The organism is Sphingobacteriales bacterium, assembly GCA_016700115.1.
Taxonomy (GTDB): domain Bacteria; phylum Bacteroidota; class Bacteroidia; order Chitinophagales; family UBA2359; genus UBA2359.
Genome location: CP064999.1, coordinates 4,707,501 through 4,731,441 on the forward strand (window position 1 = coordinate 4,707,501; position 23,941 = coordinate 4,731,441).

General features: G+C 37.0%; 16 protein-coding genes (1 of these 16 running past the window's edge). 4 read left to right on the plus strand and 12 right to left on the minus strand.

Going from position 1 to position 23,941, the window contains the following annotated elements; all coding sequences use genetic code 11:
• Nucleotides 1–463 carry the 3' portion of a hypothetical protein gene (locus IPM47_16800; GenBank protein ID QQS28491.1) on the plus strand. 41 nt of this gene lie to the left of the window's left edge, so 463 of the gene's 504 nt are visible here — the last part of the coding sequence; the start codon falls outside the window, past its left edge; the stop codon is at nt 461–463.
• Between the two features lie 505 nt (nt 464–968).
• On the opposite strand, the gene IPM47_16805 is transcribed toward IPM47_16800, so the two are convergent.
• From IPM47_16805 to IPM47_16845, 9 genes are all read right to left on the minus strand, one after another.
• On the minus strand, nt 969–1,136 hold the full coding sequence (locus tag IPM47_16805; protein QQS28492.1) for a hypothetical protein: 168 nt from the start codon (nt 1,134–1,136) through the stop codon (nt 969–971).
• Nucleotides 1,137–1,891: 755 nt separating this feature from the next.
• Nucleotides 1,892–3,631, minus strand: coding sequence for an AAA family ATPase (locus IPM47_16810; GenBank protein ID QQS31513.1), 1,740 nt, complete (start codon nt 3,629–3,631; stop codon nt 1,892–1,894).
• A gap of 62 nt (nt 3,632–3,693) precedes the next feature.
• Nucleotides 3,694–4,518, minus strand: a complete 825-nt coding sequence (locus IPM47_16815) for a KilA-N domain-containing protein (protein ID QQS28493.1) — start codon at nt 4,516–4,518, stop codon at nt 3,694–3,696.
• 57 nt (nt 4,519–4,575) lie between these two features.
• Nucleotides 4,576–5,319: a hypothetical protein gene (locus tag IPM47_16820; GenBank protein QQS28494.1), complete on the minus strand. Its 744-nt coding sequence runs from the start codon at nt 5,317–5,319 to the stop codon at nt 4,576–4,578.
• Nucleotides 5,320–5,464: 145 nt separating this feature from the next.
• Nucleotides 5,465–8,020 (minus strand): Hsp70 family protein, encoded by a 2,556-nt coding sequence (locus tag IPM47_16825; GenBank protein QQS28495.1) that lies wholly within the window; start codon nt 8,018–8,020, stop codon nt 5,465–5,467.
• Nucleotides 8,021–8,043: 23 nt separating this feature from the next.
• Nucleotides 8,044–8,967, minus strand: a complete 924-nt coding sequence (locus tag IPM47_16830; protein QQS28496.1) for a hypothetical protein — start codon at nt 8,965–8,967, stop codon at nt 8,044–8,046.
• Nucleotides 8,954–11,074 (minus strand): hypothetical protein, encoded by a 2,121-nt coding sequence (locus tag IPM47_16835; GenBank protein ID QQS28497.1) that lies wholly within the window; start codon nt 11,072–11,074, stop codon nt 8,954–8,956. Before IPM47_16835 ends, IPM47_16830 begins: the two co-directional genes overlap by 14 nt.
• An 806-nt stretch (nt 11,075–11,880) precedes the next feature.
• Complete coding sequence (gene priA / locus IPM47_16840) at nt 11,881–14,334, minus strand: primosomal protein N' (GenBank protein QQS28498.1); 2,454 nt, start codon at nt 14,332–14,334, stop codon at nt 11,881–11,883.
• Between the two features lie 44 nt (nt 14,335–14,378).
• Nucleotides 14,379–14,969, minus strand: coding sequence for a tRNA-(ms[2]io[6]A)-hydroxylase (locus tag IPM47_16845; protein QQS28499.1), 591 nt, complete (start codon nt 14,967–14,969; stop codon nt 14,379–14,381).
• A 343-nt stretch (nt 14,970–15,312) separates the two neighbouring features.
• On the opposite strand from IPM47_16845, the gene IPM47_16850 reads away from it, so the two are divergent.
• A complete protein-coding gene (locus tag IPM47_16850) occupies nt 15,313–16,020 on the plus strand; it encodes a YebC/PmpR family DNA-binding transcriptional regulator (GenBank protein ID QQS28500.1) in 708 nt (235 codons plus the stop codon).
• Between the two features lie 94 nt (nt 16,021–16,114).
• Here the strand turns inward: IPM47_16850 and IPM47_16855 are convergent, their stop codons facing one another.
• The 3 genes from IPM47_16855 to IPM47_16865 form a co-directional block, all read right to left on the minus strand.
• Complete coding sequence (locus tag IPM47_16855) at nt 16,115–17,446, minus strand: DUF4270 domain-containing protein (protein QQS28501.1); 1,332 nt, start codon at nt 17,444–17,446, stop codon at nt 16,115–16,117.
• 129 nt (nt 17,447–17,575) lie between these two features.
• Nucleotides 17,576–18,412, minus strand: a complete 837-nt coding sequence (locus IPM47_16860) for a glycogen/starch synthase (protein ID QQS28502.1) — start codon at nt 18,410–18,412, stop codon at nt 17,576–17,578.
• Between the two features lie 1,143 nt (nt 18,413–19,555).
• Nucleotides 19,556–21,244: a sulfatase-like hydrolase/transferase gene (locus tag IPM47_16865; protein QQS28503.1), complete on the minus strand. Its 1,689-nt coding sequence runs from the start codon at nt 21,242–21,244 to the stop codon at nt 19,556–19,558.
• A gap of 170 nt (nt 21,245–21,414) precedes the next feature.
• Between IPM47_16865 and IPM47_16870 the strand changes: the two genes are divergently transcribed.
• Both IPM47_16870 and fdhD read left to right on the plus strand, forming a co-directional pair.
• Nucleotides 21,415–23,097: a formate--tetrahydrofolate ligase gene (locus tag IPM47_16870; protein ID QQS28504.1), complete on the plus strand. Its 1,683-nt coding sequence runs from the start codon at nt 21,415–21,417 to the stop codon at nt 23,095–23,097.
• 10 nt (nt 23,098–23,107) lie between these two features.
• The gene (gene fdhD / locus IPM47_16875; GenBank protein ID QQS28505.1) at nt 23,108–23,905 is read left to right on the plus strand and encodes a formate dehydrogenase accessory sulfurtransferase FdhD; all 798 of its coding nucleotides are present in this window, start codon (nt 23,108–23,110) and stop codon (nt 23,903–23,905) included.
• Nucleotides 23,906–23,941: the final 36 nt, after the last annotated feature.

Here is a 23,941-nt window from a genome sequence, read left to right on the forward strand (position 1 = left end):
ACTGTTTATAAGTTGTGAACCTGATGAAATAATTAACGAACCTGACCCAAAGCTTAATGTAGTTGGTTTGTGGAGCGCAGGTTCGGTAGATATAGCACCTGTTTTAGCCGACTCAATATCATCAGTTGTCATAAGATTTCGAACTGACAGTACATTTACAATCACTCAGACAAACACTGATAATTTAATTGTATCGTATTCCGGAACTTATAGTATTGATAAAGAAGGAAAAAGTAGCGATATATATCCAATAACTTTAAACAAGACTTCTCCGGCTACTGGACAATATATAGGCATTTTCGAAATCAATGAGATCATTGAACCAGAAGAAATGACACTGGAAATTGTTCAGACAATTCCATATATTGGGCTAACTCAACCTTATCCTGAATTTGGTTTTGGCAGTACAAATAACGGTGATTTGGGTACGACCAATATCAGCCGGTTTCAACGAATTGAATAAGAGGCTGCCTATAAAACCCTTTGATTTTTTTATTAAACGGTTTATTCATCATCAGGTAATGGCAGAGGATAGCCTTTGTGCAGTTTTTTATATGGTTTTAGGTTAGCCACAGAATACACAAAATAGGATAAAGAAAATGAAAATAATACTGCCGGAAAGTCTTTTGAAAGAGCCTTATTTGACTCAGTCCGGCAAAAAGAAACATTTCGGAAAGCCCGTTTAGGTTTTACCTTCGTCTATACGAAAATAGAAAGAATAAGCCTGCCACCCGCAACCACCTCTACAATGTTCCAAAAAAACCGACCGAGTGCAATTTTGAAAAACGGTTGAAAAGGTAATGCCAATACTCCATAGATAAACATTTCTGTTTGCCTGCATTGTTGATTGGCTTGGTATGCAAGAATTGCAAAGCCTACCAAACCTGCAAACTATACGAATTGAAAGTAGTCGTAAGGCATGTCTGTTAAACAAAGGAAGAACAATATCGCGAGAATTATTTTGATTGCTACCGCCATTCTTTATCGAGGTTATCAAACGAACGGCTGTCTATACTGATAAAGTTAAACTGAGGTAGTTCTGCTATTTCAAAATATTGGCTTGTGATTTTATCGGGGAAAGATTCAGTGATAAAATCTTCTTCCAAAAACTGTTCAATGTCAGGAAAGTGTTCCAATATTTTTCATCGCTTACTTTCAAAGGCCGTCTGATGTTTTTGAAAAATTTGATTTCCGAATACTCCACCTTTTCGTCTGTGTTGATAGTCAGAATGGCGAAATCAATCAAGAGGTCAGTTCTTCTTATTCAGAAAGTTCCGTTTTATGCAGCAGGTCAAAATATTGTTGAATAAACACTTTCCCGTCTTCATTAATTTCGGCGATAAGACGGTTGATTTCTTCCTCAAAATTCAGATTCAAAAGACAGTCGATTTTTCACACAATGATTTGATTAGGGCTACTTCCCGCTTATCAATATTGCCGTCTGATGCCATACAGCAAAATGTCGTTTTCAACAAAAGTTTGTCAAAAGGTATTGTGTCCATGTTTTTACTTTTTAATTAGTATGAAGATTAGCAAAGCATAGATGAACAGCGGCAGCACTACGCATATCCAAACAGAAGAGGCACTATAATTGCTGCCAAACCTGTCGAAATATTTTAAAAAATCAACAGACCTGTCAAATAACCAATCGGAAAATCCTTTGAAATCTTTACACCATATATAAAAGCCCAAACAAAATATTACGAAAGCAATTTTAAAATAATGGAAATGAAAAATCTTATCCAATAGAAGCAGCCAAGTAAACGGGATAAAGAAGTAGTACAATAAAATATTTACCTCATTATATGTAAATCCAGTCAGACGAGATATTCCAAATAACACTTCAACAACGATTCTGAAAACTAAGTTTATCATTTTGTATTTTTAAAGTTTAAAACCCAATTGGTGGTCTTCCCTTTTTTGTGTCTGTGTTATCTCCCTCCATCTTTGCTTTGATGGCTTCATATTTTTTCAGTTCCTGCAACGAAACAGAGGGTTTTGTGTTTTTGATGACCTCTTCCAACATCTTCATTGAAATTCTTGCTTTGGTTTGAAAAGCCAATCTTGCCGTTTCGTTTACCAACAGTTCAATGTCTGCCGAAACATAGTGTTCCGTGAGAGTTGAAAGTTGGTCATAATCCAAACCGAAATCCAAAGGACGTTTTTTTAGATACATCTCAAACAATAATTTTCTTGCCTCAAAGTCGGGCGGGGGTATGTAGAATTTCTTTTCCAATCTTCCCGCTCTTAGCATAGCAGGGTCTATCATGTCGGGATAGTTTGTTGCTCCTATGACAAAAATACCCTTTTCTCCCGTTCTGTCCATTTGTGCCAGCATTTCGTTAACCGCACTAATTGCCATTTCATGAACAATGCTGTCCCGTTTGGGCAATAATTCGTTTATCTCATCTATGAAAATAATTGTTGGCGCATTCTTTTCGGCATCTTCAAACATTTTTGCTATGTTTTCCTGTGTGGCATTAACATAACGGCTTTTCAACGTTGAAGGTGTAGCCAACATAAAATTAAACCCTACTTCTTCGGCAAAATGTTTTGCAAAAAAAGTCTTTCCGCAACCGGGCGGGCCATACAGCAACATTCCGTTTGGAATGGTAATCCCGTATTTCGCGTATTCTTCGGGATTATTCAAAGCATCAATAATGTCTGATTGTAATTGTTCTTTGAGTTCTTTCATTCCTGCAATGGCATCAAAACCTTTGCCTTTTGCCTTTTTACTTTGGATTTTCTTTTCCTGAGAACCGCCCGCTATTACCTTTCGCACTTTGTCTATATCCTCAACCTCTATTTCTCCGTTCAATGCGCGCATAAATTCACCGGCATTTTGAAAACGGTCTTCCAAATCCCGGCTTAATGCTTTTTTCAAAATCAGATTTACCGTTTTGTCATATTCGACAAAAGCAGATGAAACCTTTGGAAACGACAGCGGTTTGTTTCTTTCCTGCAAAACAATTTCTTCCGCCTTTGCTCTGTCTGATTGGAATTTTGAAACTTCCTTAAACCAGGGCGGTAAGCCAAATAGCAAGTGATACATGACCGCACCAACCGAATAAATATCGCTTTGCGGCGAATACGCATTATTGAAACATTCGGAAGCTACATAATTCAGATTTAGCCCCTCTTTATTGTATGTTTTGGTTGATTGATGGAAAGACCTCGCATATCCAAAGTCAATGATTTTGGCTTTCGGAATATCGCCCGACAAATCCAACATGATGTTTTGAGGGGTAATCTCGTTATGAATAACAGGTTCGGGCAGGTGATGTAAATAGTGCAGACCTCCTAAAACTTCATTTATAATTTGCTTAACGTCATAGTATATTGAGAAAGGTTCCCGACTTATTCTTTCAGACAAGGTTTCTCCCGCTATGAAATTCAACACCAAATATCCGAATTTCTTATTTTCGTAAATCAGTTCGCCATCGTCTTTGTAGGCTACAATATTGTCATGTTTTATTTTTTTTAAAAATTCTATTTCAAGCAGGTTGTTATCATCATCAAAAGCCGAACGATGCAACTTGGCATAATTAAAAAGTTTCAGAAAATACAATTTTCCGTCATTGCCTCTCACCCGGTAGGCTTCGGCATTGCTTCCCTGTTTGATGAAAAACATGATGCTATATTTTTCTTCAATGGAAAATCCTTTGGGTATTATGCCTTTGTAGTTGTCCAACTTTATTTCAGTTTTTTAATACTTTTATTTTTCAATAGTGATTTCATTTGTGTAATAGCGACTTTGTTTAACTCTAACAGGCGTTCGCTTTGAGAAATGCCTTTATTTATAAGCGATGCATTGATACTTTCCATATTACTTAGCACAACCAACTGTTCTAAACTCGCAAAATCCCGTATGTTTCCCGACTTGTCAGGGTTTTGTTCTCTCCAATCTTTTGCCGTCATACCGAAAAGTGCCACATTGAGCAAATCGGCTTCATTGGCATATACAAAACTTGCCTGTTGTTTTGTTATCTCCATCGGAATAAGGTTCTCTTTGATGGCATCGGTATGGATACGGTAATTTATTTTAGACAGGGTTCTTTGTAAGTTCCATTCTAATTGATTTCGGCTACTTTCGTCGTTTTTAAGACGTTGAAACTCTTTTATTAAGTACAGTTTAAATCCTGCCGACACCCACGAAGCAAATTCAAAAGCTATATCTTTATGGGCAAAAGTACCTCCATTCTTACCCTGTCTGGATACAACACCTTTGGCATTGGTTGCTTCAATCCATTTTGAAGGAGAAAGCGTAAACGAGTTACTTCCTGCCTCGTATAAAAAGGAGTCGAATTCGACCCCTTTAAAATTCGGGTTGTTGAGTTGTTCCCACAAACCAAGAAACTCAATAGTAGTACGGGTACGCATCCAGTTTTTTACGACATCTTTAGGCTCCGCAGGGTTTTTATATCTCGCAATATCAGTCAATGAAATATAATCTTGCTCATTGTCCTCATACACAACAATGTCTATTTGTTGTACTGTTATTTTCTTGTTTTTAGTCATGCTTTAATTTATGGTAAGCTAGAAAATACTTTGGGGAAAATGGCATACTGTTTCGATTTATAAAGCTTCTTCCGAATTACTTGGCCTTGTACTAAAATTTCCATTTTGTTGTAGAATCAATTCATACTGAAGAATATCATTAGATAAACTTTGCGGGCTGTCTTTCCCAAAATGTTCATCGGTTATAAAGCCCCCTTTTAAAGTTCCGCAAGCTGCCTGTTTCATGAACTTTTCCGGGTTCCAACCTTTCCCATAATAGAAAAAGGGTTGATAAGTTCCGTTATGCAGTTCAAATGTGTAGGAACTGCTGCTTTTTATATAAGCATGTCTTACAACTTCTTCGTCTTTCTTTATTGTAACCAATACATCGGAGTTAGAAGGTGTTTTCACACTAATTTCCGAGCAACCCCAATTGGAACAAGAATTATTTCTGCCATAACAATAAGAATAGGGGGTAGAACCCGTGCTTAACGAGTTATTGATGTACTTGTCATAAATTGCTTTTTCTTGACGTTCACGTTCAAGTTCAGCTTCTCTTTCTACCCGCTCGGCTTCTTCTTCTTTTTCCCGTTCAATACGCTCTTGCTCCAATCTTAAGGCGGTTGCTTTTTCTTGTTTCTCCCATTCAATACGCTCCCGTTCCAATTTTAAAGCGGCTGCTTTTTCTTCTTCCGCTTTCTGTTGTTCCAACTCGATTCGCTGCTTTTCTTCCCGGGCTAAACGTTCGTTTTTTGCCAATTCGGTTTCGCAGGATAACAAACCCAAACTCAGGAAAAGGGTTGTCGCAATTATTGACTTCATGTGTATTTATTTAAAGATTAACCCAAAGTATGTTTTGGTTTCTCATTGTCAACCTCAGATTTATAATATTCGTCTGAGGTGGCTGTAATCCTATTTAATCTATCTTCTAAAATCTTTGAAGGTTTAGATTTAAATAGAATTGATTTTAAGAAACACATACACATTGTGATATTTTCCTGCCGCAACTTGTACAAGCTTGGTCAGGTAAATTATTTTCGCACTCAATACAAATCGGCAATAACCTTTCTTTAGTCGGATTCTCTGCAATAATTAGCAATCCTTGATTTAGCAATTGCCTAACTCTTGTAGGGTTTTTCCATTTAATAAAATCGAAATGTTCGTTCCATCTTCTTATTCTTCCTATTAATTGGTAAATTAACGTTATTATAACAAACAAGGTTTCAATTTCTTCAAGGACTTCGCGACCTAAATCATGGTCTTTTGAACGAATCGCTTCGTCCGTTTTAGTCCTTAGTTTTTCTAATGCCTCATTTGTTTTATCGTTTCCTAAATCATCATTCGCCTTTTCAAGCCTGCCAAACTCCTCGCGAATTTCTTTTTCTATTCTATCCCAACCGGTTCCTTTGTCTAATTCATCAACTTTTATAAGGATCTCCCTCATTTTATCAAATACTTCCTTTCGTCTGTCTTCATCGCTTTTCCCCTTTTCAAAATAATCTTGTAATTCAGCAAGCGATTTTTTCAATTCATTTAGTTTTGAGTCATCGGATAAAACCTTCGCCTTTTCAATTTCGCGTATTATCCTGAATCCATCTCTAAACTCCGATTCTATTTTATATATGGCAGGAATGGAAACCCTATGTTCTTTGACAACCTTAAATTCGTGTTGATAGTCCAATATATGAAAATATGCCTTACCTGAAATGCTTTCATTTCTGTCCAATTGAATGGTTAAATCAAATGTGCTTCCTTCCGGTAGTAATGCAGGTAAATCTTCACCTGTAATTTCTAAGTCGAAGACGTGTTCATTGTAGATAGCTCTTGACCCTTTTGCATTGTAATTTCCTTGATAAATTGGTATTCTTAAAAAATCCTGTTTCATTCCGGTTCTAATTTGGCTTGAAGTTGTTCTTCCGTTTGAAACGCCTATAAGCCCTTTTGATGTTAACTCTCTATCTTTTTCTAAACCTTTCAATGGCTCAAACTCCATTCTGTCCGTCTTTTTATTTTTAATTTCAATACCATAATGAAATGGCAATATAGTAACGTCAACAGGTCCGATAGATCCTTCAATTACACATCTTATAGTAAATTCAGAAGGTGAACATTCAATATAATCCCCTTTGCTGTCTGTTGTTTTAACCACAAAGTGGTTTTTCCCTTCTTTTAATACTAATTCAAACAATTGAGCTTTACTATCTAATTGGATTTTACTCATACTCCAACCCCCGTCATTTCTGTGAATTTCCGCAAATATTTTCACCCCTTTTAAAGAATCAATATTTTTTAGTTTGATATTAATTAAAGTATCTGTTTCAACGGTAATAGCATCGTAGTTGATTTCTAATTCTACACAATTGGTTGGTGGTGGGTCTTCTATTCCTCTGCCTATTGTAGAAGCATAAAGAGCAGCGCCTTTTGCCACAACAGTCATCGGGTCAACCGAAAAATCAATGTGTTCTGTTACCTGTTCTTTCAACATTTCTCTTAATAGTGGGGTTAGAGTTGGGCCTCCAACTAAAATCAAAGTGTTGATTTGACTTCCCTTTAAATGGTTTCGCTTCAATAACTCTTTTGTTATGTCAATAGCTCTCTGAAAATAAGGTCTTTGAACTTTATCTAACTCATCTCTTGTTACCGTTAAGTCAAACTCAAAAGGATTGCCGGCATCATCTTTGCCAAAGTTCTCACCTAAGTTAGAAAGCAAGTCAACAGATGATTTTGTTGACAAATCAATTTTCGCTTGTTCTGCTTTATCCTTAAATTGATTTCTGAATTTATTTAGCTTACTGTCATCTTCAAAGACACCCTCTAAGATGTAACTTTCTCTGAAATATGGTAATAGTATTTCGTCTATTATTGCAAAGTCTATATTCTTCCCGCCTAAGTAATTATCACCCTCCGTACTGATAACTCTAAAAATGCCTTCTTCAATTTTAAGTAATGCAGCATCAAATGTTCCGCCTCCAAAGTCAAACACAATCCAATAACCGTCCTTCATTTTGGTTTTAATGCCATACGCATAAGCGGCGGCAGCAGGTTCTGATAATAACACAACTTGTTCAAAACCGGCTAATTTGGCAGCTTTATTAGTCGCCTCTTTTTGATTTGCTCCAAACATAGCAGGTACAGTAACAACAACAGCATTTACAACTTCGTCTGTGATTGGTTGTTTGAGTTTTTTTAATACTTCTGCGGAAAGTTCCTCTGATATTAAGTCTTTGCCTAAGTGAGATGATTTGTAAACCTTATCGGTTCCCATTGTCCTTTTAAACTCAATAAAAACATTTGAAGTATAGTGAGGATTTTGAAACTCTAATCTCTTGTCAGCTCCAAGTTGTGTGAGAGCCTTATCACCAACTTCTATTGCACACTTTTTTGTGATTAAAACACAAGAAGGTACTGTATCTTTTTGAAGGTCCATAGATTTTTTAATAACCGGTTCTCCCATTTCCATTCTTGCTATTGCAGAATTGGTCGTACCTAAGTCTATGCCGTAGTCAACTTTTATTCTTGCCATTTTTTTAAAAATTTGATGTTTAGTTATTCTCCGTAAGCCACAATTACTTGTGCGTGCTGAATTATTTTGTTGTTGAAATATATTTCCGGTTTAATTATTCTGCGAATAATCTGTTCGCCTTCCTTTAAAGACGGGTCCGGTTCCATTGTAGCCTGCATATTCATTCCTTCTTTATAAGGCTTGTTCAACAGGTCAACGATTTCATATCCTTTTGCTTTGAAGTTATCCAACACATTGGCGACTGCAATAGAAAGCTGCCTATGCCCTCTAACTTTATTGTCCATGTGAGCTAAGTTCATTTGCATTTTTACGATTTCGTCAGCCACTTTTAGCGCCAATGAATGGTCAATTGCATCTGTAGAGTTTACTTTTGTTTCTTGCTTTAATAACTCCATTTGAACATTATACAATTCTGCAAGTTTAGTGTTAATTTGAACTAGTTCTTCTTCTATGAATTTCTTAGCGTTGTTAAATCTTGCAACCATATCTATCTTATCCGTTTTCTGCCTTCTGCTCAACAACCAATATAAAAGCCCCGAAAGCAGAATTGCCAAAAGCACACCGATAATTCCGATAAGCGAATTTTTGCTCAATGATTCGGAAACTTCATTGATTCTGTCTTCGTTTGTTTTATTTGTTTCGTTGATTTTGGTTTCAAGTTCTTCTGCTGTTTTTGCAATGACATTTGTGTTCTCTTGGATTTTCTGTTTAAGGGCTTCAATAATAGAATCATTTGACTTTTTAGGTGCCTCATTATGAGTTGGTGCTTCCTTTTTCAAATTTTTTTTGTCTGATAGTAGCGATTTATAGCCAAACACATTCTGTTTTGAATCTTTTCCCAAGCCTGTTGTCTTTAGAGTATCTTCATGAGCAGAAACACTAATACCAGTCAAATTCAAAAGAGCAAATGTTAAGATAACTATTGAAACACCATTAAAATTTAGCATTTTTAATTTTATTTTTAAGTTCAGTTATAATCGCTTGTTGTTCTAATATTTTTTGTTTTTTCTTGTTCTCTGATTTCCTTTCCAATTTATCTATTACTTCTTGTTGATTTCTGATTTCCCTGTTTCTTTCCTCTTGACTTCTTAAAAACTGCCACTCACATATTCTATCCATTTTGTAATATTCACTCCTGATTTCATGCTCAAAGTATGTAGTGTTCCTAATTGTCATTAATCTCGTTTCAGCATATCGCAGTTGTGCTTGTAATCTCTCTTTTGGTGTAAATCTTTCTATTTGAAAAGATGTTTCATAAATTATTTTATTTTCAAACCAAACCTCAATTTTGTGTTTTCCTATTTCAAAAACACATTTTTTATTGTTTCCCCATGCAGTAAGCCATATCTGTTTAGTATTTTCATCAATCAAAATTTCTGTTTTATTAGTAAATTTTTTAGGAGAATAATCAGGATTGGAATCTAATTTTCCGTTTGGTTTAAAATACTTGGTTAATAAGGTTAGATTTAGCGATTTGAAAACTTCAACCTCTAATTGCAAACTTATGAATCTGACTTGAGAATGGTAAAAGGGTATTGTGTTTTGAAGCAGATTATATTTAACATCTGTATTTAAAACTTTGGAGCTGGTTATAGAAAATATTTCAGCTATAGGTAATGGCTCTTCAAAGTTCTCTTCGAAGGTTAATTTTTCATTTTCTTTAGAAGGTTCTTTAATTTTTGGAGTTTTAAAAATTAAATAATTAACTATTGTTTTCTGAGAAGAATTTAATTTACCCATTATGAAATCAACCAAACTTCTGTATTCATTTAATCTTTTCTTATCATTTATATTTTTGATTTTTTCAACGTTATGCGGTGGTATTGCTTTCTTAATTAACTCTATTACTTTTTCCCAATCAATAGAATTTTCGATCATTTTATTAACTAGGTCCCAATTTATAGACTCTCCCCATTTTAAGGTTTTTTCTTGCTCTTTGACTTCTGCTGTAATTTTTGCTTTATTAGTTTCATAGGCATTTTTTATGGATAGTAACAAATCTATTGCTTGCGAAAGTTCTCTGTCTTTAATTTCAGCAAGCGTATTGATGCTGTCTTTAACTCTGTCTTTTATAAGAATACCAACGGCAAGTGTTTCCGCATATTTTGCCAATTGCATTGAGAATTCAAAGTAGTTGCTGCTTTCTTTTTCTTGACTTACGTTGAAATAGTCTATACTGCATTGCAGAATTTCGTTGGCTGTTTTGTCGGCAATAGAAACATATCTTAGGTCGGTTGTTCCCAAAGTGTTTTTTAGCTGTGTCAATTCGCTTACCGCCGAATTATACAATTCCTCTCCCGCCTCTGCTGCCGCCACTTTATTTGCTGTTCGTTTGTTTTGAGTGGCTTCTATTTTCTTCTGTATTTGTTCAATAAGTTTCTGAACAAAACCTTTCAGGAAATCCTCTTTTGCTGAAAAAGTTTGTTTTGTTAAAATTTCAATTAGTTTAAAGAACGTTTTGCTCCCATGTGTTTCTAACTCACTTTTCAAAGCATTGAGAAATAGAAGCTGGATTTCCTTTTTGGTGGTTTTATAGGTTTGGTCGGTTGCTTTTGTTTGCAAATCGGTTACAAACTCGCTTTCAAGAAATTTGAGTTTCAGGGTCAGGGCTTCTTCAAAAAGTGGTTGGTTTACGCTTGTTCCGTTGATGCTGTTACAAAGCAAAAGCGTAGAAAGGTTATGAAATGCAGAACCGTTTTTTGATGTTACGTTACCCGAACTTATTACCTTTTGCCAAAACTCAATCGCACGTTTTGAATCGGAATCTTTCAGGGCATCAAATGCAGGTTCGTCTGTAATGTCGTTACCTTTGAAAAACCAAAACAAAGCGGCACTTATCTTATCACTGTCGAAATGAAGTTTTGATGCGGCTTCCGAAACGCTGTCAACGGTTCTGTGTAAGTTTCCGAGGATTGGAAAACTGAAGTCGTCTTCCGGTTCATGTTCGGCTGCAAGAAATTTTTTAAGCCTGTTAATTTGCCTTGTTTGCTCCCTTGCAGTTGCGCCGACAAGCAAACCTACCTTTCTGTATGGATTGTTTTGTACTAACTTCATTCTGCTGCTACGGTATTTATAAAAAAATCAGCGCAGGCTAATTCCCTTTACTTCTTTGTTGAGGTTAGACCAAAAACCCTTACCACTAAGTAAAAGGGAGGATTTTTAAGCAAATCAAAATATCGTTACGCCGGTTATTGTGTTGCTTTATTTGGTTATATTTGATGGTTGCGCAAATATAATTGTTTAGCATTTGTTATTACTATGTTTTAAAAATTATTTTAAAAAAATCTGCTCAATGGGATTTGGATTGTTATTATAAAATCATTTCACCTCTTCTATGTTTTTGTTTGAAGGTTATTGTCCACTTTTCGCTGTCTGATTTCTTTTGTTAAACCCGTACCCGAGTTCCTTTAAGGTCTTGTCGCAATAAACGAATATACCGGTTAAACCCAACCCTATCAAATCAGAACAAATTGGATTATTGGTTGATACAGCATAATGAAACGAAGTCGGTGTGCAACAAAACATTTTTACCGCACAAAATCGTAACGTTTTACCGACAGATTATCAAGGTAAAAAAAAGCTCTTCTTTCCGGTTAAAAACCTTTAAAATAGCACTTCTATTTGAAAAAGGGATACTGCTACTTAGTAAGGGCAAACATACGAGGTAATAATTTCGGTGCATACTTTTTCAGAAATCTAAAACCGCAATAAGATTAGCCAAGGAGGGATATAAGATTTGCCTCCCCCAAATTTCTTCAAGAGTAACTCTCAAGAGGAGGATTTAGTTGCTAATTCGAAACGGGGTTTGGGTTCTTCTTAACGTTGTTGGAGAGTTTTCCTAAAAGGTTGCTTCGGTTGTTCTAATACGGGTCAACATCCAACTGTACGACAACTTGTTTGTAGTTTATATCCGAGTTTAACTGGGATATGGTTTGTAAAATTTGTTGTTTGGTCGAAGTTAGGGGGGAGTTCTGCTCGATTTTGATTAGGATTTGTCTCAAATAATAGTTTCTTATACGGGCAACCGCAGGAACGCTTGGCCCGAGGAGATTGCAGGTTATGGTTGACTTTAAGGATTTTGCCAGTTCGAAGGCTGCGTGGTTTACTTTTTCGGCGTTTGTGTGCTTCAAAGTAATCATAATCAGACGGGTAAAAGGTGGAAACCGAAACTTTGCTCTTTCATATAATTCAGAGGTAAAAAAGCCTGTATAATTATTTTGTAGCACAAATTCTATAATACGGCTGTATTGAGCTTTAGTCTGAATAATAACTTTCCCTTGTTTGGCACGTCTTCCAGCTCTTCCACTTACCTGAAGCATCAACTGAAATGCTCTTTCAGCAGATCTGAAGTCCGGATAATTAATTAGTTGATCGGCGCTTAAAATTCCAACTACGTTTACATGATCAAAGTCAAGTCCTTTGGTTACCATTTGCGTGCCGACTAAAATATCGGTTTGCTTTTTCTCAAAATCAGCAATCACTTTTTCAAATCCTGTTTTAGTTCGGGCAACTTCCCAATCAAGCCTGTTTATCGTGGCATGTGGAAAAAATGCTTTTAAATCGTCTTCTATTTTTTCTGTTCCAAACCCATGTTGCGCAAAATGAGTACTGCTGCAAAGTTTACATTTGGAGATAGATTTCATTTTATATCCGCAGTAATGGCACTTTAATTCATGCGAATATTTATGATAAGTCAGACTGACATCGCAATGTGGACACTGTGGAATCCATCCACACGTTTCGCATGATACATAGGGCGCATATCCTCTTCGGTTTTGAAACAATATAACTTGTTCTTTTAAGTTCAGGGCTTCGGTCATTTCATGTATGAGCTGTTTGCTGAAATGAGTTCGGACTTCATTTTTCTTAGCCGCTTGAATCATGTTTACAATTTCAATTTGGGGCGGCTCAACATCACCATAACGGCGGTCTAATGTTACTAATCCATATTTCAGGGTTTTAGTGGCATTATAATAACTTTCTAAGGATGGGGTAGCAGAACCTAAAATGGTCTTGGCTTTAAAGAGTGAAGACATATAAATGGCTGCATCTCTTGCATGATAGCGGGGAGCAGGATCAAACTGTTTAAACGAAGTATCGTGTTCTTCATCCACTATAGTCAAACCTAAATCAACAAAAGGAAGTAATAGTGCTGAGCGAGCACCAAGAATTACTTTGTATTCCGAATTCAAAACTTTTTGCCAGATTTCTATCCGTTCGAAATCATTAAACTTGGAATGATAAATACCGACATCATTGCCAAATACTTTTCGCAAACGATTTATCATTTGACTGGTTAAGGCAATTTCGGGGACAAGGTATAATGCTTGTTTACCTTTTTGGAGTGTATCTTGGATGAGCTTTAGATAAAGTTGTGTTTTACCGCTCGAAGTAACCCCATGTAACAATATTACTCCCTTTGTTTCAAATTGACGCAGAATGTGGTCATAAGCTTCCTGTTGATGTTCGGTTAGCAAGTCAATTGTTGAAGAAAGGTCTGAAAGCTCAGGCAAACGGCTGGTAATTTTATCTTCTTTGATAAATATTCCTTTCTTCACAAGCAACTGTATATCAGCGCTTTTAACCTGAGCAAAGTTTTCTAATTCTTTAATTCGAATTGAATCTTGCAGGGTTTTATTTTTTAACTGAAGATATGCCATCAAGACCGACAATTGTTTGGGAGCTTTATTTAGTTTTTCAAACAAATCCCTCAACAAATTTTCGTCTTTATAATCATCAGTCAGCCTGATTAGTGTCTCCATTTTGGGTTTGTAGCGCTCTACCAACTCTTCGCTGACCAATATTGCTCCTTTTTCAATCAGAGATTTAATGATATACAATACATTCTTTTTGTTTAATATCAACTTTACATCGTCAATAGTAATTTTTGATTGTTTTATCAAGGCTTCAGCGATCATATACTCATCGTCAGTCAGTAGAGAATAATCATATTTAAAAGAAGGATTTAACTCTAAATTGGTTTCGCTCGACAACTTAAAAGCAGCGGGCAAAGCGGCGTTCATTACATCGCCTTCTGTACACATATAATATTCGGATATCCATTTCCAAAAATTTAGTTGGATTTGGGTAACAATTGGATTCTCATCCAACACACTAAGAATTGGCTTGACCAAATATGAAGGAGGATCATCAGTAAAAATTTCTTTAACAATACCTGCATACACTCTTTTTTGTCCAAACTGAATCTCAACTCTTTTGCCGGCTGCTATGGTTTCTGTTAAAGATTCAGGAACCTCGTAAGAGTAATCATGAGAAAGTGATAAGGGTAAAATAACTTTTGCGTAAGTAGGCATTATTGATAATGATTTCGGTACTTTTTGTATCTTGCGTAACTTTTTTAGTGCATTCGATCCCCGCGAAGTGTTAAATTCTGCATCACCTCTGCTTCAAAATCCAGCCATTCCAACCATCGTTCTTTAGTTCGTTCTTTGGAAGTATATAATCTTGATAAATCAAGAAAAAGCGTATAATGAGCTGCTTCTGCTACCATTAGTTTGTAGTAAAATTTTTGCAACTCAATATCTGAAATGTTTTTGGACAACAATTTAAACCGCTCACAACTACGGGCTTCAATTAATCCACACATCAATAATTTATCTAAAAGCTGTTCGTCACGGCTTACCCCTTTTCGGATAAATTTAAGCAATTCATTCACATATTCGTCTTTGCGTTGCCTTCCCAATTTTAAGTTGCGTTTTTTTAGTTCGGACAATACCATTCTGAAATGCCCCCATTCTTCGGTGACTATAGGGGCTAATTGTTCTACAAGCTCTGTTTTTTCGGGATATTGCTGTATGAGCGAGATACAGGATGATGCTGCCTTTTGTTCGCAGTAGGCATGATCTGTCAAAATATCTTCAATGCTGATTTGAGCAAGGTTAACCCATCTTGGGTCAGTTGGCAATTGCAAACGCAAAATTGTATTCATGGTGTAGAAAAGAAAGTTTTTGTTTATCAAAATAGTTTTGACCGAAACGGCAATCGTTTTTTGCTGTAGATTTTAACTGTTGCTAAAAGACTACAAAATTAACTAAAATAAAGATTGACTAAAGCCAATCGTTAAAAACCGGGGTTTTGTTCGTTTGATTTACATCAAATGGTGTAATTTTGCACTGAAAATTGTTGGGAAACTTTTTTGAGGCTTTTTCGACTATAATTTTAGAATGAAGCGATCAACTTAAGATAAACAATTTTGTAGGTGACTGATAAAAGTTATTTAGTTACCCATTGATATTTCGATTTAATTACTATTAATTAGCATAAACAGGATTATGGGAAGAGCATTTGAAAAGAGAAAAACCCAAAAAATGGCTCGTTGGAGCCAAATTTCCAAAGCATTTACCCGCATAGGTAAAGAGATTGCAATATCTGTTAAATTAGGTGGTCCCGACCCTGTTTCCAATCCCAGGTTAAGGATGGCTATCCAAAATGCTAAGGCGGTAAATATGCCTAAAGAAAAGGTTGAAAACGCTATTAAAAGGGCATCCAACAAAGAAGAAAAAGATTTTAACGAAGTGGTTTATGAAGGATATGGGCCAAATGCGGTTGCAATCGTCGTTGAATGTGCCACCGATAATCCAACCCGGACCGTTGCAAATTTGAGAACCTATTTCAACAAAAACAATGGCGCACTTGGCAAAACCGGTTCTCTGGATTTCTTATTTGAACGTCAAGGTGTTTTCACTATTCACAAAGGCACAATTGATCCGGAGGAAATAGAATTGGAATTAATTGATTTCGGAGCGGAAGAAGTTGAAGGAGACGGGGATGAAATTTATATTTATACAGCCTTTGAGAGTTTTGGTATCATGCAAAAAGCACTCGAAGACAAAGGTATTGAAGTAATCAAAGCAGAACTGCAAAGGTTTCCGTTAAATACAGTTGCACTAACCGAAGAGCAGGAAGAACAAGTCAATAAACTGTTGGAAAAATTAGAAGAAGATGATGATGTTCAACAGGTTTTTCACAATATGGCTTAACAGAAAAAATGCTTTTTGATTCAAACTCTGGCATAAATAAAAACACCCCTGATTGAAAAGTCAGGGGTGTTTTTTTATGGTTAAACAAGAAAGGCTATTGAAGTTCTGTGCAAATCAGGGTAAACTTCATCGGATATTCGGGATGATCGGGACCGCCAATCATTATTCGGTTTGGATTGCTTCTCTGAAGCTCGGTAAATACCTGTTCAATCGCATCCTGAACAATTCCATTTATTTTTTGCTGTGTGTAAAAGCTAAACACAAACTTGAATTTATTCAGTTTTTCTCCGTTTAGTCCTTCCTCCTCTGTTAAAACAGCAGTTGTAATTGATCTTAAAATCTTATTGGTTGTAGTATCATAAGTTACCAATGCAAGGGTTGTGGGCAACTGAAACAATTCGAAAGAATTTGGAATAACAGTCATTTCCAATTCTGCCTTATTTACGGCATAGCTATTTAAATTTGTTAAATAAGGAAAGTTTAGACTAAAACCTAATCCTGCTGCACCTTTTAAGTAAACTATTTCCTGACCATTTGGTTTCGGCTGTTCCATCGAGGTTTTAACCTGTGTGTTTGAATAGTCGTGCTTAAAATAATTGCTGACGGCAGACAACGCACTTACCGGCAAATCGAGTGTCAGGTTTTTGCGACTGCCTTGACTGTAATAGATGGTCAGCCTCGTTCTTGATGCCAACATATCTATATATGCAATCCCGTTATTAGAAGATGAAGGTGAGATATACAATCCTTTAAAATACTGCCGGAAGTTAGAATTGTCTGATAAATTGATAGTTCCGGATTGTGATAAAATCCTGTTTCCAAAATCTCTGCTTAATGGTATTCTAATATGTGGTTCTGTTTTGACAAAAACTAATGAATCCTGATCGTTCTGGTCTTTTAACAGTTTGCTAAATATGGTAACGCTGTCTGAAGGAGCTAAATAATAATCTGTTAAATATCCAATCGGCAAGGGGTTAAAACCAAATTGTTTGTTTGAGTAATAAACATTTCCAGCTTGCATGGATTCCGTCAATTCAAAAACCGTCAATCCGGTGGGAGCATCCGCATCTCCATAAACGCTTTTGTTAAAATATCTTAACGTAAGAACAATAGAATCCAACACTAAGGAATCGCCTAAATTGATATTGTTTGTAGGGATGATAAGTTGAGAAAAAATTGCTGCCTGCGTTTTACCTGCAATTTCATCGTTGACCGCTCCCAATAAATAAGGTATTCCGGAAACCGGAGGTGCTGTAGAAATACTGTCAGAGATAAATGTATTTGCTTCAATTGTCAAAGTATCAATAGTGATGCTCTCAGGAAAAGCATCATCATTAAACAAATCTCCACCAATAGTTGTGGTTTTAGTACAAGAATTGACAAATAATAAAAACAGTAAAAAAACTCCCGTAAGCAGACTTTTCATGCGTCGGTTTTGTAAATAATTTTGCCGAAAATATTCAATAATTGTAAGAATGGGAGTTGCGTAGTTTTATCAGTCTTAATTATCCTAAGAAAATATAAGTACTGTAAACTACTTCGCCATTATGCCGGATTATAACGACATTTTTGAAACTTTATTTGCAAGCAATTCTTTGTAAAGTTCTTCGTATTGTTTCAAGAAACCGTTTTCCGGATGTATATAGTCCAATACTGGCTTTTCGGTTCGATCTATCAGGCTGATAACATCATCGCTTAAATCTTTGTCTGCCTTAATAATAGCATCCGAATAAAAAATTGCACCTTTATTTAAATCTTCATTACTGGTTGAACCGTAAGGAGATAAGTCTTCGGTTGAGATGTTTCCGGTAGGTACTTTATGCTCAAAAATATCGCCCAAATCTTCGTCAAATGAGTTTTTGTAAACCGAATAAATGACCGATGAGTTAGCAAAAATCGGATCGTTATTGTACGCTTTCTTTACATAGAGCGGCATTAAACTGGTCATCCAACCATGGCAATGAATAACATCCGGTGCCCATCCAAACTTTTTTACCGTTTCGAGAACCCCCTTACAAAAGAAAACCATTCTTTCAGTATTGTCGTCAAAAAACTCGCCGTTATCATCACGATCTACATTTTTGCGTTTGTAAAAATCATCATTATCTAAAAAATAGACCTGAAGACGGCTATTGGGCAGGGAGGCAACTTTTATAATCAACGGAAAATCGTCTTCCTCAATAATTATATTAATGCCTGAAAGACGGACGACCTCGTGCAGTCTATGCCTTCGTTCATTTATTGCTCCAAAACGAGGCATTAAGACTCTTAATTCCATGCCCTTTTCCTGCAAATACTGTGGCAATTGACGGGTTATTTCTCCAACACTGCTTAACATCAGGTAGGGATTCATCTCTTGGGTAACCATCAGTACTCTTGTCTTGTTAGTCATATTCCTATTACTTTATTAAAACTTAAAAAAAGGTTAAAAAGAACTTGCAGCTCAACTACTGCAAATTTAAGTTGGCTTTCAGTAGTGAATTTTACCAATACTAATCTATCTATATCTTTACAGTATTGGTTTCAAGGTGCAAAGATAATAAAAAAAAGCTTCCAAAAAAAGTACATCCTACAAACATTATAGAAACAAAGCCCAAAAAATAACGGATTTTTCAATTGAGGAATCAAGTTTCAGGGGAAAAATATACCTGATACCCATTGCTGAGCGCAATCTTGTTTATTCAACTTAAATAAAGGTTTTAAGACCTTATGATCATCTTCTAACTGGGCACTTGTAAACAAAAACGCTGCATATTTCCAATTTTCCCGCCATAAAAATTGAATCAACCCTCTTTGCATACAATTTATACAAAATCAACTTTTCAGAAATATTGAGAAAAAAGGGGATGTTTTGGGTTGAAATTTTTAAACCCACTCTTAATTTCTGCTTGCCTCTTTAAAAAATCAGTCTAACTTGAGCCATAATTGATTTGATTTGGAGCAAGTCGGATTTTCTAACTCTCTAAATCAGAAAACAGAAACGCACAACTTATTTATCAGTTGTAAAAAAGCGGAAAACCTTGGTTTAAGTGTATTTCAGCAAGCCCTGATCTGAAGTTTGGAAAGAAAAAATGATGATCTTGGAAGATTTAATTGACATCTCCAAGCTTAAAATTGACATTCCAAACCCTATTGAAATAGGTTTTGGTCCGTTTCTTACTCCGTAACTATCTTTTGAAACAAGAAATGGATTGTTTCTAACTTCATGTTGCTCAGTTGAAACAGGAAATGAACGGTTTCTTGTTTCAATCCTGCTTTTTCAAGTTGGAAATGAGCCGTTTCTTACTTCATTTCTTCAAAAGAAAATTGGAAATGCTCCGTTTCTTACTTCTTTTCTTCAAAAGAAAACTGGAAATGAGCCGTTTCTTGTTTCATTTTTTTCTTTTCAAACAAGAAACCGGGCCATTCTTATTCCATTATTGACCATATAAAAGATGGAAACAGATTAAGTCTTCTTTGTTTTAGGATTTCTGAATTCCGGAATTGTGTCTGATTGTTTAATCTTTTCAGAATTGAAGAAATGGAGTTGATGAATTCAGATTTTTGCTTTTAAAGACGCGAAATAATGAAGGTATTGCTGATAGTGCTTATTCAGTTTGTAATATTCATTTCTGTCTGACAGGTTGCCTTTTGTTTGCCTTAGCCGGTTATTGATAAAAATATGTGAGCCATCGGGGGTAGCCAATCCGTAAACCATTTCAACGCTGTTGCCATAGGTAAAAAACGGCTGATTGCCATAGATTTGCGGGGTTCCGGTCATCAACTCTATTAAAATGTTTTTAAAATCGAGATGAGAGGTGAAACTATTATTGGCAGTGGTATCTATACCGGTGGAAAAAACCAACAAGGGTATATGATAATTGTCCGTATTATAGGCATCTTCTTTAGGGCCATGATCTGACAGGATAAAAATGAGGGTGCTGTCCAAAATTTGTTTTCCGGATAACTTTTCAATCAACCGGTTAAAATACAGATTGTAGTATTCGACAACCTCAACTCCTTTTTTTTCTGTCCACTCATTGACATGGCCATAGACCATTTCATTAAATACGAAGATTTGGTCATGCGCCGCTATGGTGTCAACCATATTGTTTAGCAGCGTTAAGTCTTCACATGAATTTTCAATTTTCATGGAATTGATGCACTTGTAATGGACAACGGTGTCCATTTTCTCCATGAACAATGTTGTTTTCCATTCCGGCATATCAGGAACAAAATAGGCTTGCTGCAGCCCTAAAGAGGTTGTGAAGAAGGTGGTAAAATGATTGTGGTTAAAAAACCTTACCAAGTTGGTTTGTTTATCGGTAAAGTCGAACGCCTCCTTTTTTACATGGGAGGAGTATGGGACAAAAATGCTGTTAAGAATTGCGATCAGGCTGGTAAAACTGTCAATGTTTAGGGTGTGGTAGTTCGTAAACTGCTTGATGTGCTTTTGGTATTTGTTCAGGAAACTGTTTTGGTCTTCTTTTGATTTTTGGGTAAAGGTCTTATAGTTTAACCCCTCCATCACCAACACGATTACTCTTTTGTAGTTAGAATGAATGGTTGGAATGGTGTCAAATTTTTTGTCCGCAAAACCAAAATCCGTATTATCTGCTATCTCTGCATTTGGTTCTTCGAGATGTTTTAGATTAGTATCGGCATTGCGGTAAGCAATAATCTGTTCCTGAATAGAAAACAGGATTGGATTGATTCCGGGTTTTAAAGAAGAGGGTAAAAATAATAAGGTCAGCAGTAAACAAGCAGGCTTTATCCAATTGACAAAAGCCAATCTTTTGGGGACCAGGTAAGAAATGGAGAATAAAACGGCATAAATGCCTAAGAAACCGGCAATCGTGAAGGGGGAAGTAAAGTAGGTGATGAAAAAACATAAACTATCTGCTGAGATACTGAATATGTTCATGGGGAAATGGTACAAATCCATGAGGAAAAAGGTATAGGTAAATGTGAGTGCAGAGATCGGGATGAAAAACAAAACAAACAACATAAAACCCAATGGATACAACCATTTACCGGTTTGAAAACAATAGATAAACAACAGATAATTGACCATAAACAAGAAAGCATCCTGTACGTAGGAAAGCAAGTAGAGCCAGCTCATTTTGTTGTGAAGGGAGATGAAAAACCAGCACTTCAAAATTAACAACAGCCCAAGGGTATTGAGGGTAAGCCGAAGTGGAAATCCGGTTGGAACAGAAGAGTTATTTGAGAAATTACCGTTCATAAAGACTGATTAATGAAAACAGTTGCCCATAGATTGCTTCACAAAATTAAGATTTGCCTTTGTAAAATGCAATGAACCCAATACATGAACTGCGATTACCTGCACTTTCTGCTTAGGATTGATTGCGAAACTATTCTTACATTTGTGCCAACCAAAATGCTACCTAAAATATGTCGTTACCCTTTCCTTCTGATTTGGAAATTGCTCAATCTGCTCCGATCAAACATATCAAAGAGATTGCTGCCCGTTTAAATATCAGTTCTGACGATCTTCATTATTTTGGAAAAACCAAAGCCAAACTACCTCTTGAACTGATTGACCGGGATAAAATCAATCAAAGCAAACTTATTTTAGTCAGTGCGATCAATCCTACTCCTGCCGGGGAAGGAAAAACTACCGTTTCTATCGGTTTGGCTGATGGACTGAATTATATCGGGAAAAAAGCCATTGTTGTTTTGCGTGAGCCTTCATTAGGCCCTGTATTTGGCATGAAGGGAGGCGCTGCAGGAGGAGGATATGCACAGGTAATTCCGATGGAAGACATCAACCTGCATTTTACCGGCGATTTTGCGGCAGTTGAAAAAGCCAACAACCTGTTGTCTGCACTGATTGACAATAATCTGCAAAGCAAAAGCAGGAGTTTGGGGTTAGACCCAAGAACTATTACCTGGAAACGGGTGATGGACATGAACGACCGGTCATTGAGAAGTATCATCATCGGACTGGGAGGCACTGCAAACGGAGTTCCCCGACAAGATGGGTTTAATATTACTCCTGCATCGGAGGTCATGGCCATTCTTTGCCTTTCCAAAAATCTGGAAGACCTGAAAACACGATTGGGAAATATATTAGTAGGATTTACCCACACCAAACAACCCGTTTTTGCCCGCGATTTAAACGCCGGCGGCGCTATGGCTTTGCTGTTGAAGGATGCCATCAAGCCCAATCTTGTTCAAACACTTGAAGGGAACCCGGCCATTCTTCACGGAGGACCATTTGCAAACATCGCACAGGGCACGAATACCATTATTGCCACTCAAACCGGTCTTTCATTGGGAGATTATGTCGTAACAGAGGCTGGATTTGGAGCCGACCTGGGCGCAGAAAAATTCATGAACATCAAATGCGGATACGGGAATTTAAAACCGTCAGCCATAGTTTTGGTAGCAACTATCCGCGCTTTAAGACATCACGGCGGCGCGAAGAAAGACCAATACAGTACGCCTAACCTCGGATTTGTGGGCGAAGGATTGGAAAATTTAGAAAAGCATATTGAAAATTGCAGGAAGTTTGGAATAACCCCCGTCGTAGCCATCAACAGCTTTTACTCCGACTCTCCCGAAGAAGTGGCATTGGTTCAACAATTTTGCGCTTCACTTGGGGTAAAAGCGGTGGTAACCGAATGTTTTGCCAAAGGGGGATCAGGCAGCGCTTTGCTTGCAGAAACCGTAGTGGAAGCGGCAAGTTTGGAAAGCAACCGTTTTAAACCTCTTTATGACTGGACACAACCAATTGAGGAAAAAATAAAAATCATTGCGACCCAGATTTACGGTGCAGAGGCGATTGAATATTCCTCTGTTGCACATGCACAACTAAAAACTATGCACGAACTCGGATTTAACAATTTACCGGTCTGCATGGCCAAAACCCAGAAATCATTTTCGGACGACGAAACCAAAGTCGGGCGACCCCGAAACTTTACCGTTCATGTCCGGGAGTTTGAATATGCAACCGGAGCCGGTTTTATCATTCCCATTTTAGGCGAAATGATGCGGATGCCCGGACTTCCTGCGATTCCGGCATCCGAGAAAATGGATATAGACAAAAATGGGGTGATTACCGGTTTATCCTAATTCTGCAACTATGGAAACCTACCGCTATCCGGCCTTAAAGTTTCAACATCATCATTTTATCCCCGTTGAGGATATTCTGGCGGTGGAAGAAATGCTGAGCATCCATATCAATGACCGCCCTTTTACCATCACCATGCGAACCCCCGGTTATGAAGCAGACCTTATCAGGGGGCTATTGTTTTCTGAACAGATTTACAGCGATTTGCATACCGATCCGGTCATTCAGGTGGTGTCGAGAAGCGATGAAGGCTTTATTACCGGGGTAAACGTGGAAGCCGATGAAGCATTAGTATTAAAAAATTACTCCGACAAGAGGAATATTGTCTCCGTATCGAGCTGTGGTATCTGCGGAAAAACCGAATTGGATTTGACCCCGGTGGGAAAACCGGTTAACCACGATGAAATCTTTTTGGCCGGCAGCCTGCCCTCCATGTTTGAAGCGATGAGCAAAGAACAACAATCTTTCCGGCAATCGGGCGGCGTTCATGCTGCTGCTGCTTTTACTTTATCCGGAAAAATGCTCGCCATCCGCGAAGATATTGGAAGACATAATGCAGTTGATAAAGTCATCGGCAGCTTAATATTGTCCAAACAATTGGATAAGGCAAGATGCCTGCTTGTCAGCGGACGGGTTTCTTATGAAATTGTGAGCAAAACTTATTTTGCAGGGATTCCTTTTTTAGCAGCCGTTTCTGCTCCTTCTTCGATGGCGGTTGATTTTTGCAAAAATGCGGGAATCACTTTGATGGCTTTTTGCCGGAACGATTATTTTACCGTCTATTCTCATCCTGAGGCAGTTCAGTCTTAGCGTAGCATAAGTTTTTGATGGGAAACTTCAAACTGA

Coding starts and splice junctions, on each gene's coding strand:
- IPM47_16830 (QQS28496.1), bottom strand. CDS start 8,967: ATGCTAAATTTTAATGGTGTTTCAATAGTTATCTTAACATTTGCTCTT.
- IPM47_16815 (QQS28493.1), bottom strand. CDS start 4,518: ATGACTAAAAACAAGAAAATAACAGTACAACAAATAGACATTGTTGTG.
- IPM47_16865 (QQS28503.1), bottom strand. CDS start 21,244: ATGAACGGTAATTTCTCAAATAACTCTTCTGTTCCAACCGGATTTCCA.
- IPM47_16820 (QQS28494.1), bottom strand. CDS start 5,319: ATGAAGTCAATAATTGCGACAACCCTTTTCCTGAGTTTGGGTTTGTTA.
- IPM47_16810 (QQS31513.1), bottom strand. CDS start 3,631: ATGTTTTTCATCAAACAGGGAAGCAATGCCGAAGCCTACCGGGTGAGA.
- IPM47_16855 (QQS28501.1), bottom strand. CDS start 17,446: ATGAAAAGTCTGCTTACGGGAGTTTTTTTACTGTTTTTATTATTTGTC.
- IPM47_16860 (QQS28502.1), bottom strand. CDS start 18,412: ATGACTAACAAGACAAGAGTACTGATGGTTACCCAAGAGATGAATCCC.
- IPM47_16850 (QQS28500.1), top strand. CDS start 15,313: ATGGGAAGAGCATTTGAAAAGAGAAAAACCCAAAAAATGGCTCGTTGG.
- IPM47_16870 (QQS28504.1), top strand. CDS start 21,415: ATGTCGTTACCCTTTCCTTCTGATTTGGAAATTGCTCAATCTGCTCCG.
- IPM47_16845 (QQS28499.1), bottom strand. CDS start 14,969: ATGAATACAATTTTGCGTTTGCAATTGCCAACTGACCCAAGATGGGTT.
- IPM47_16835 (QQS28497.1), bottom strand. CDS start 11,074: ATGAAGTTAGTACAAAACAATCCATACAGAAAGGTAGGTTTGCTTGTC.
- IPM47_16825 (QQS28495.1), bottom strand. CDS start 8,020: ATGGCAAGAATAAAAGTTGACTACGGCATAGACTTAGGTACGACCAAT.
- priA (QQS28498.1), bottom strand. CDS start 14,334: ATGCCTACTTACGCAAAAGTTATTTTACCCTTATCACTTTCTCATGAT.
- fdhD (QQS28505.1), top strand. CDS start 23,108: ATGGAAACCTACCGCTATCCGGCCTTAAAGTTTCAACATCATCATTTT.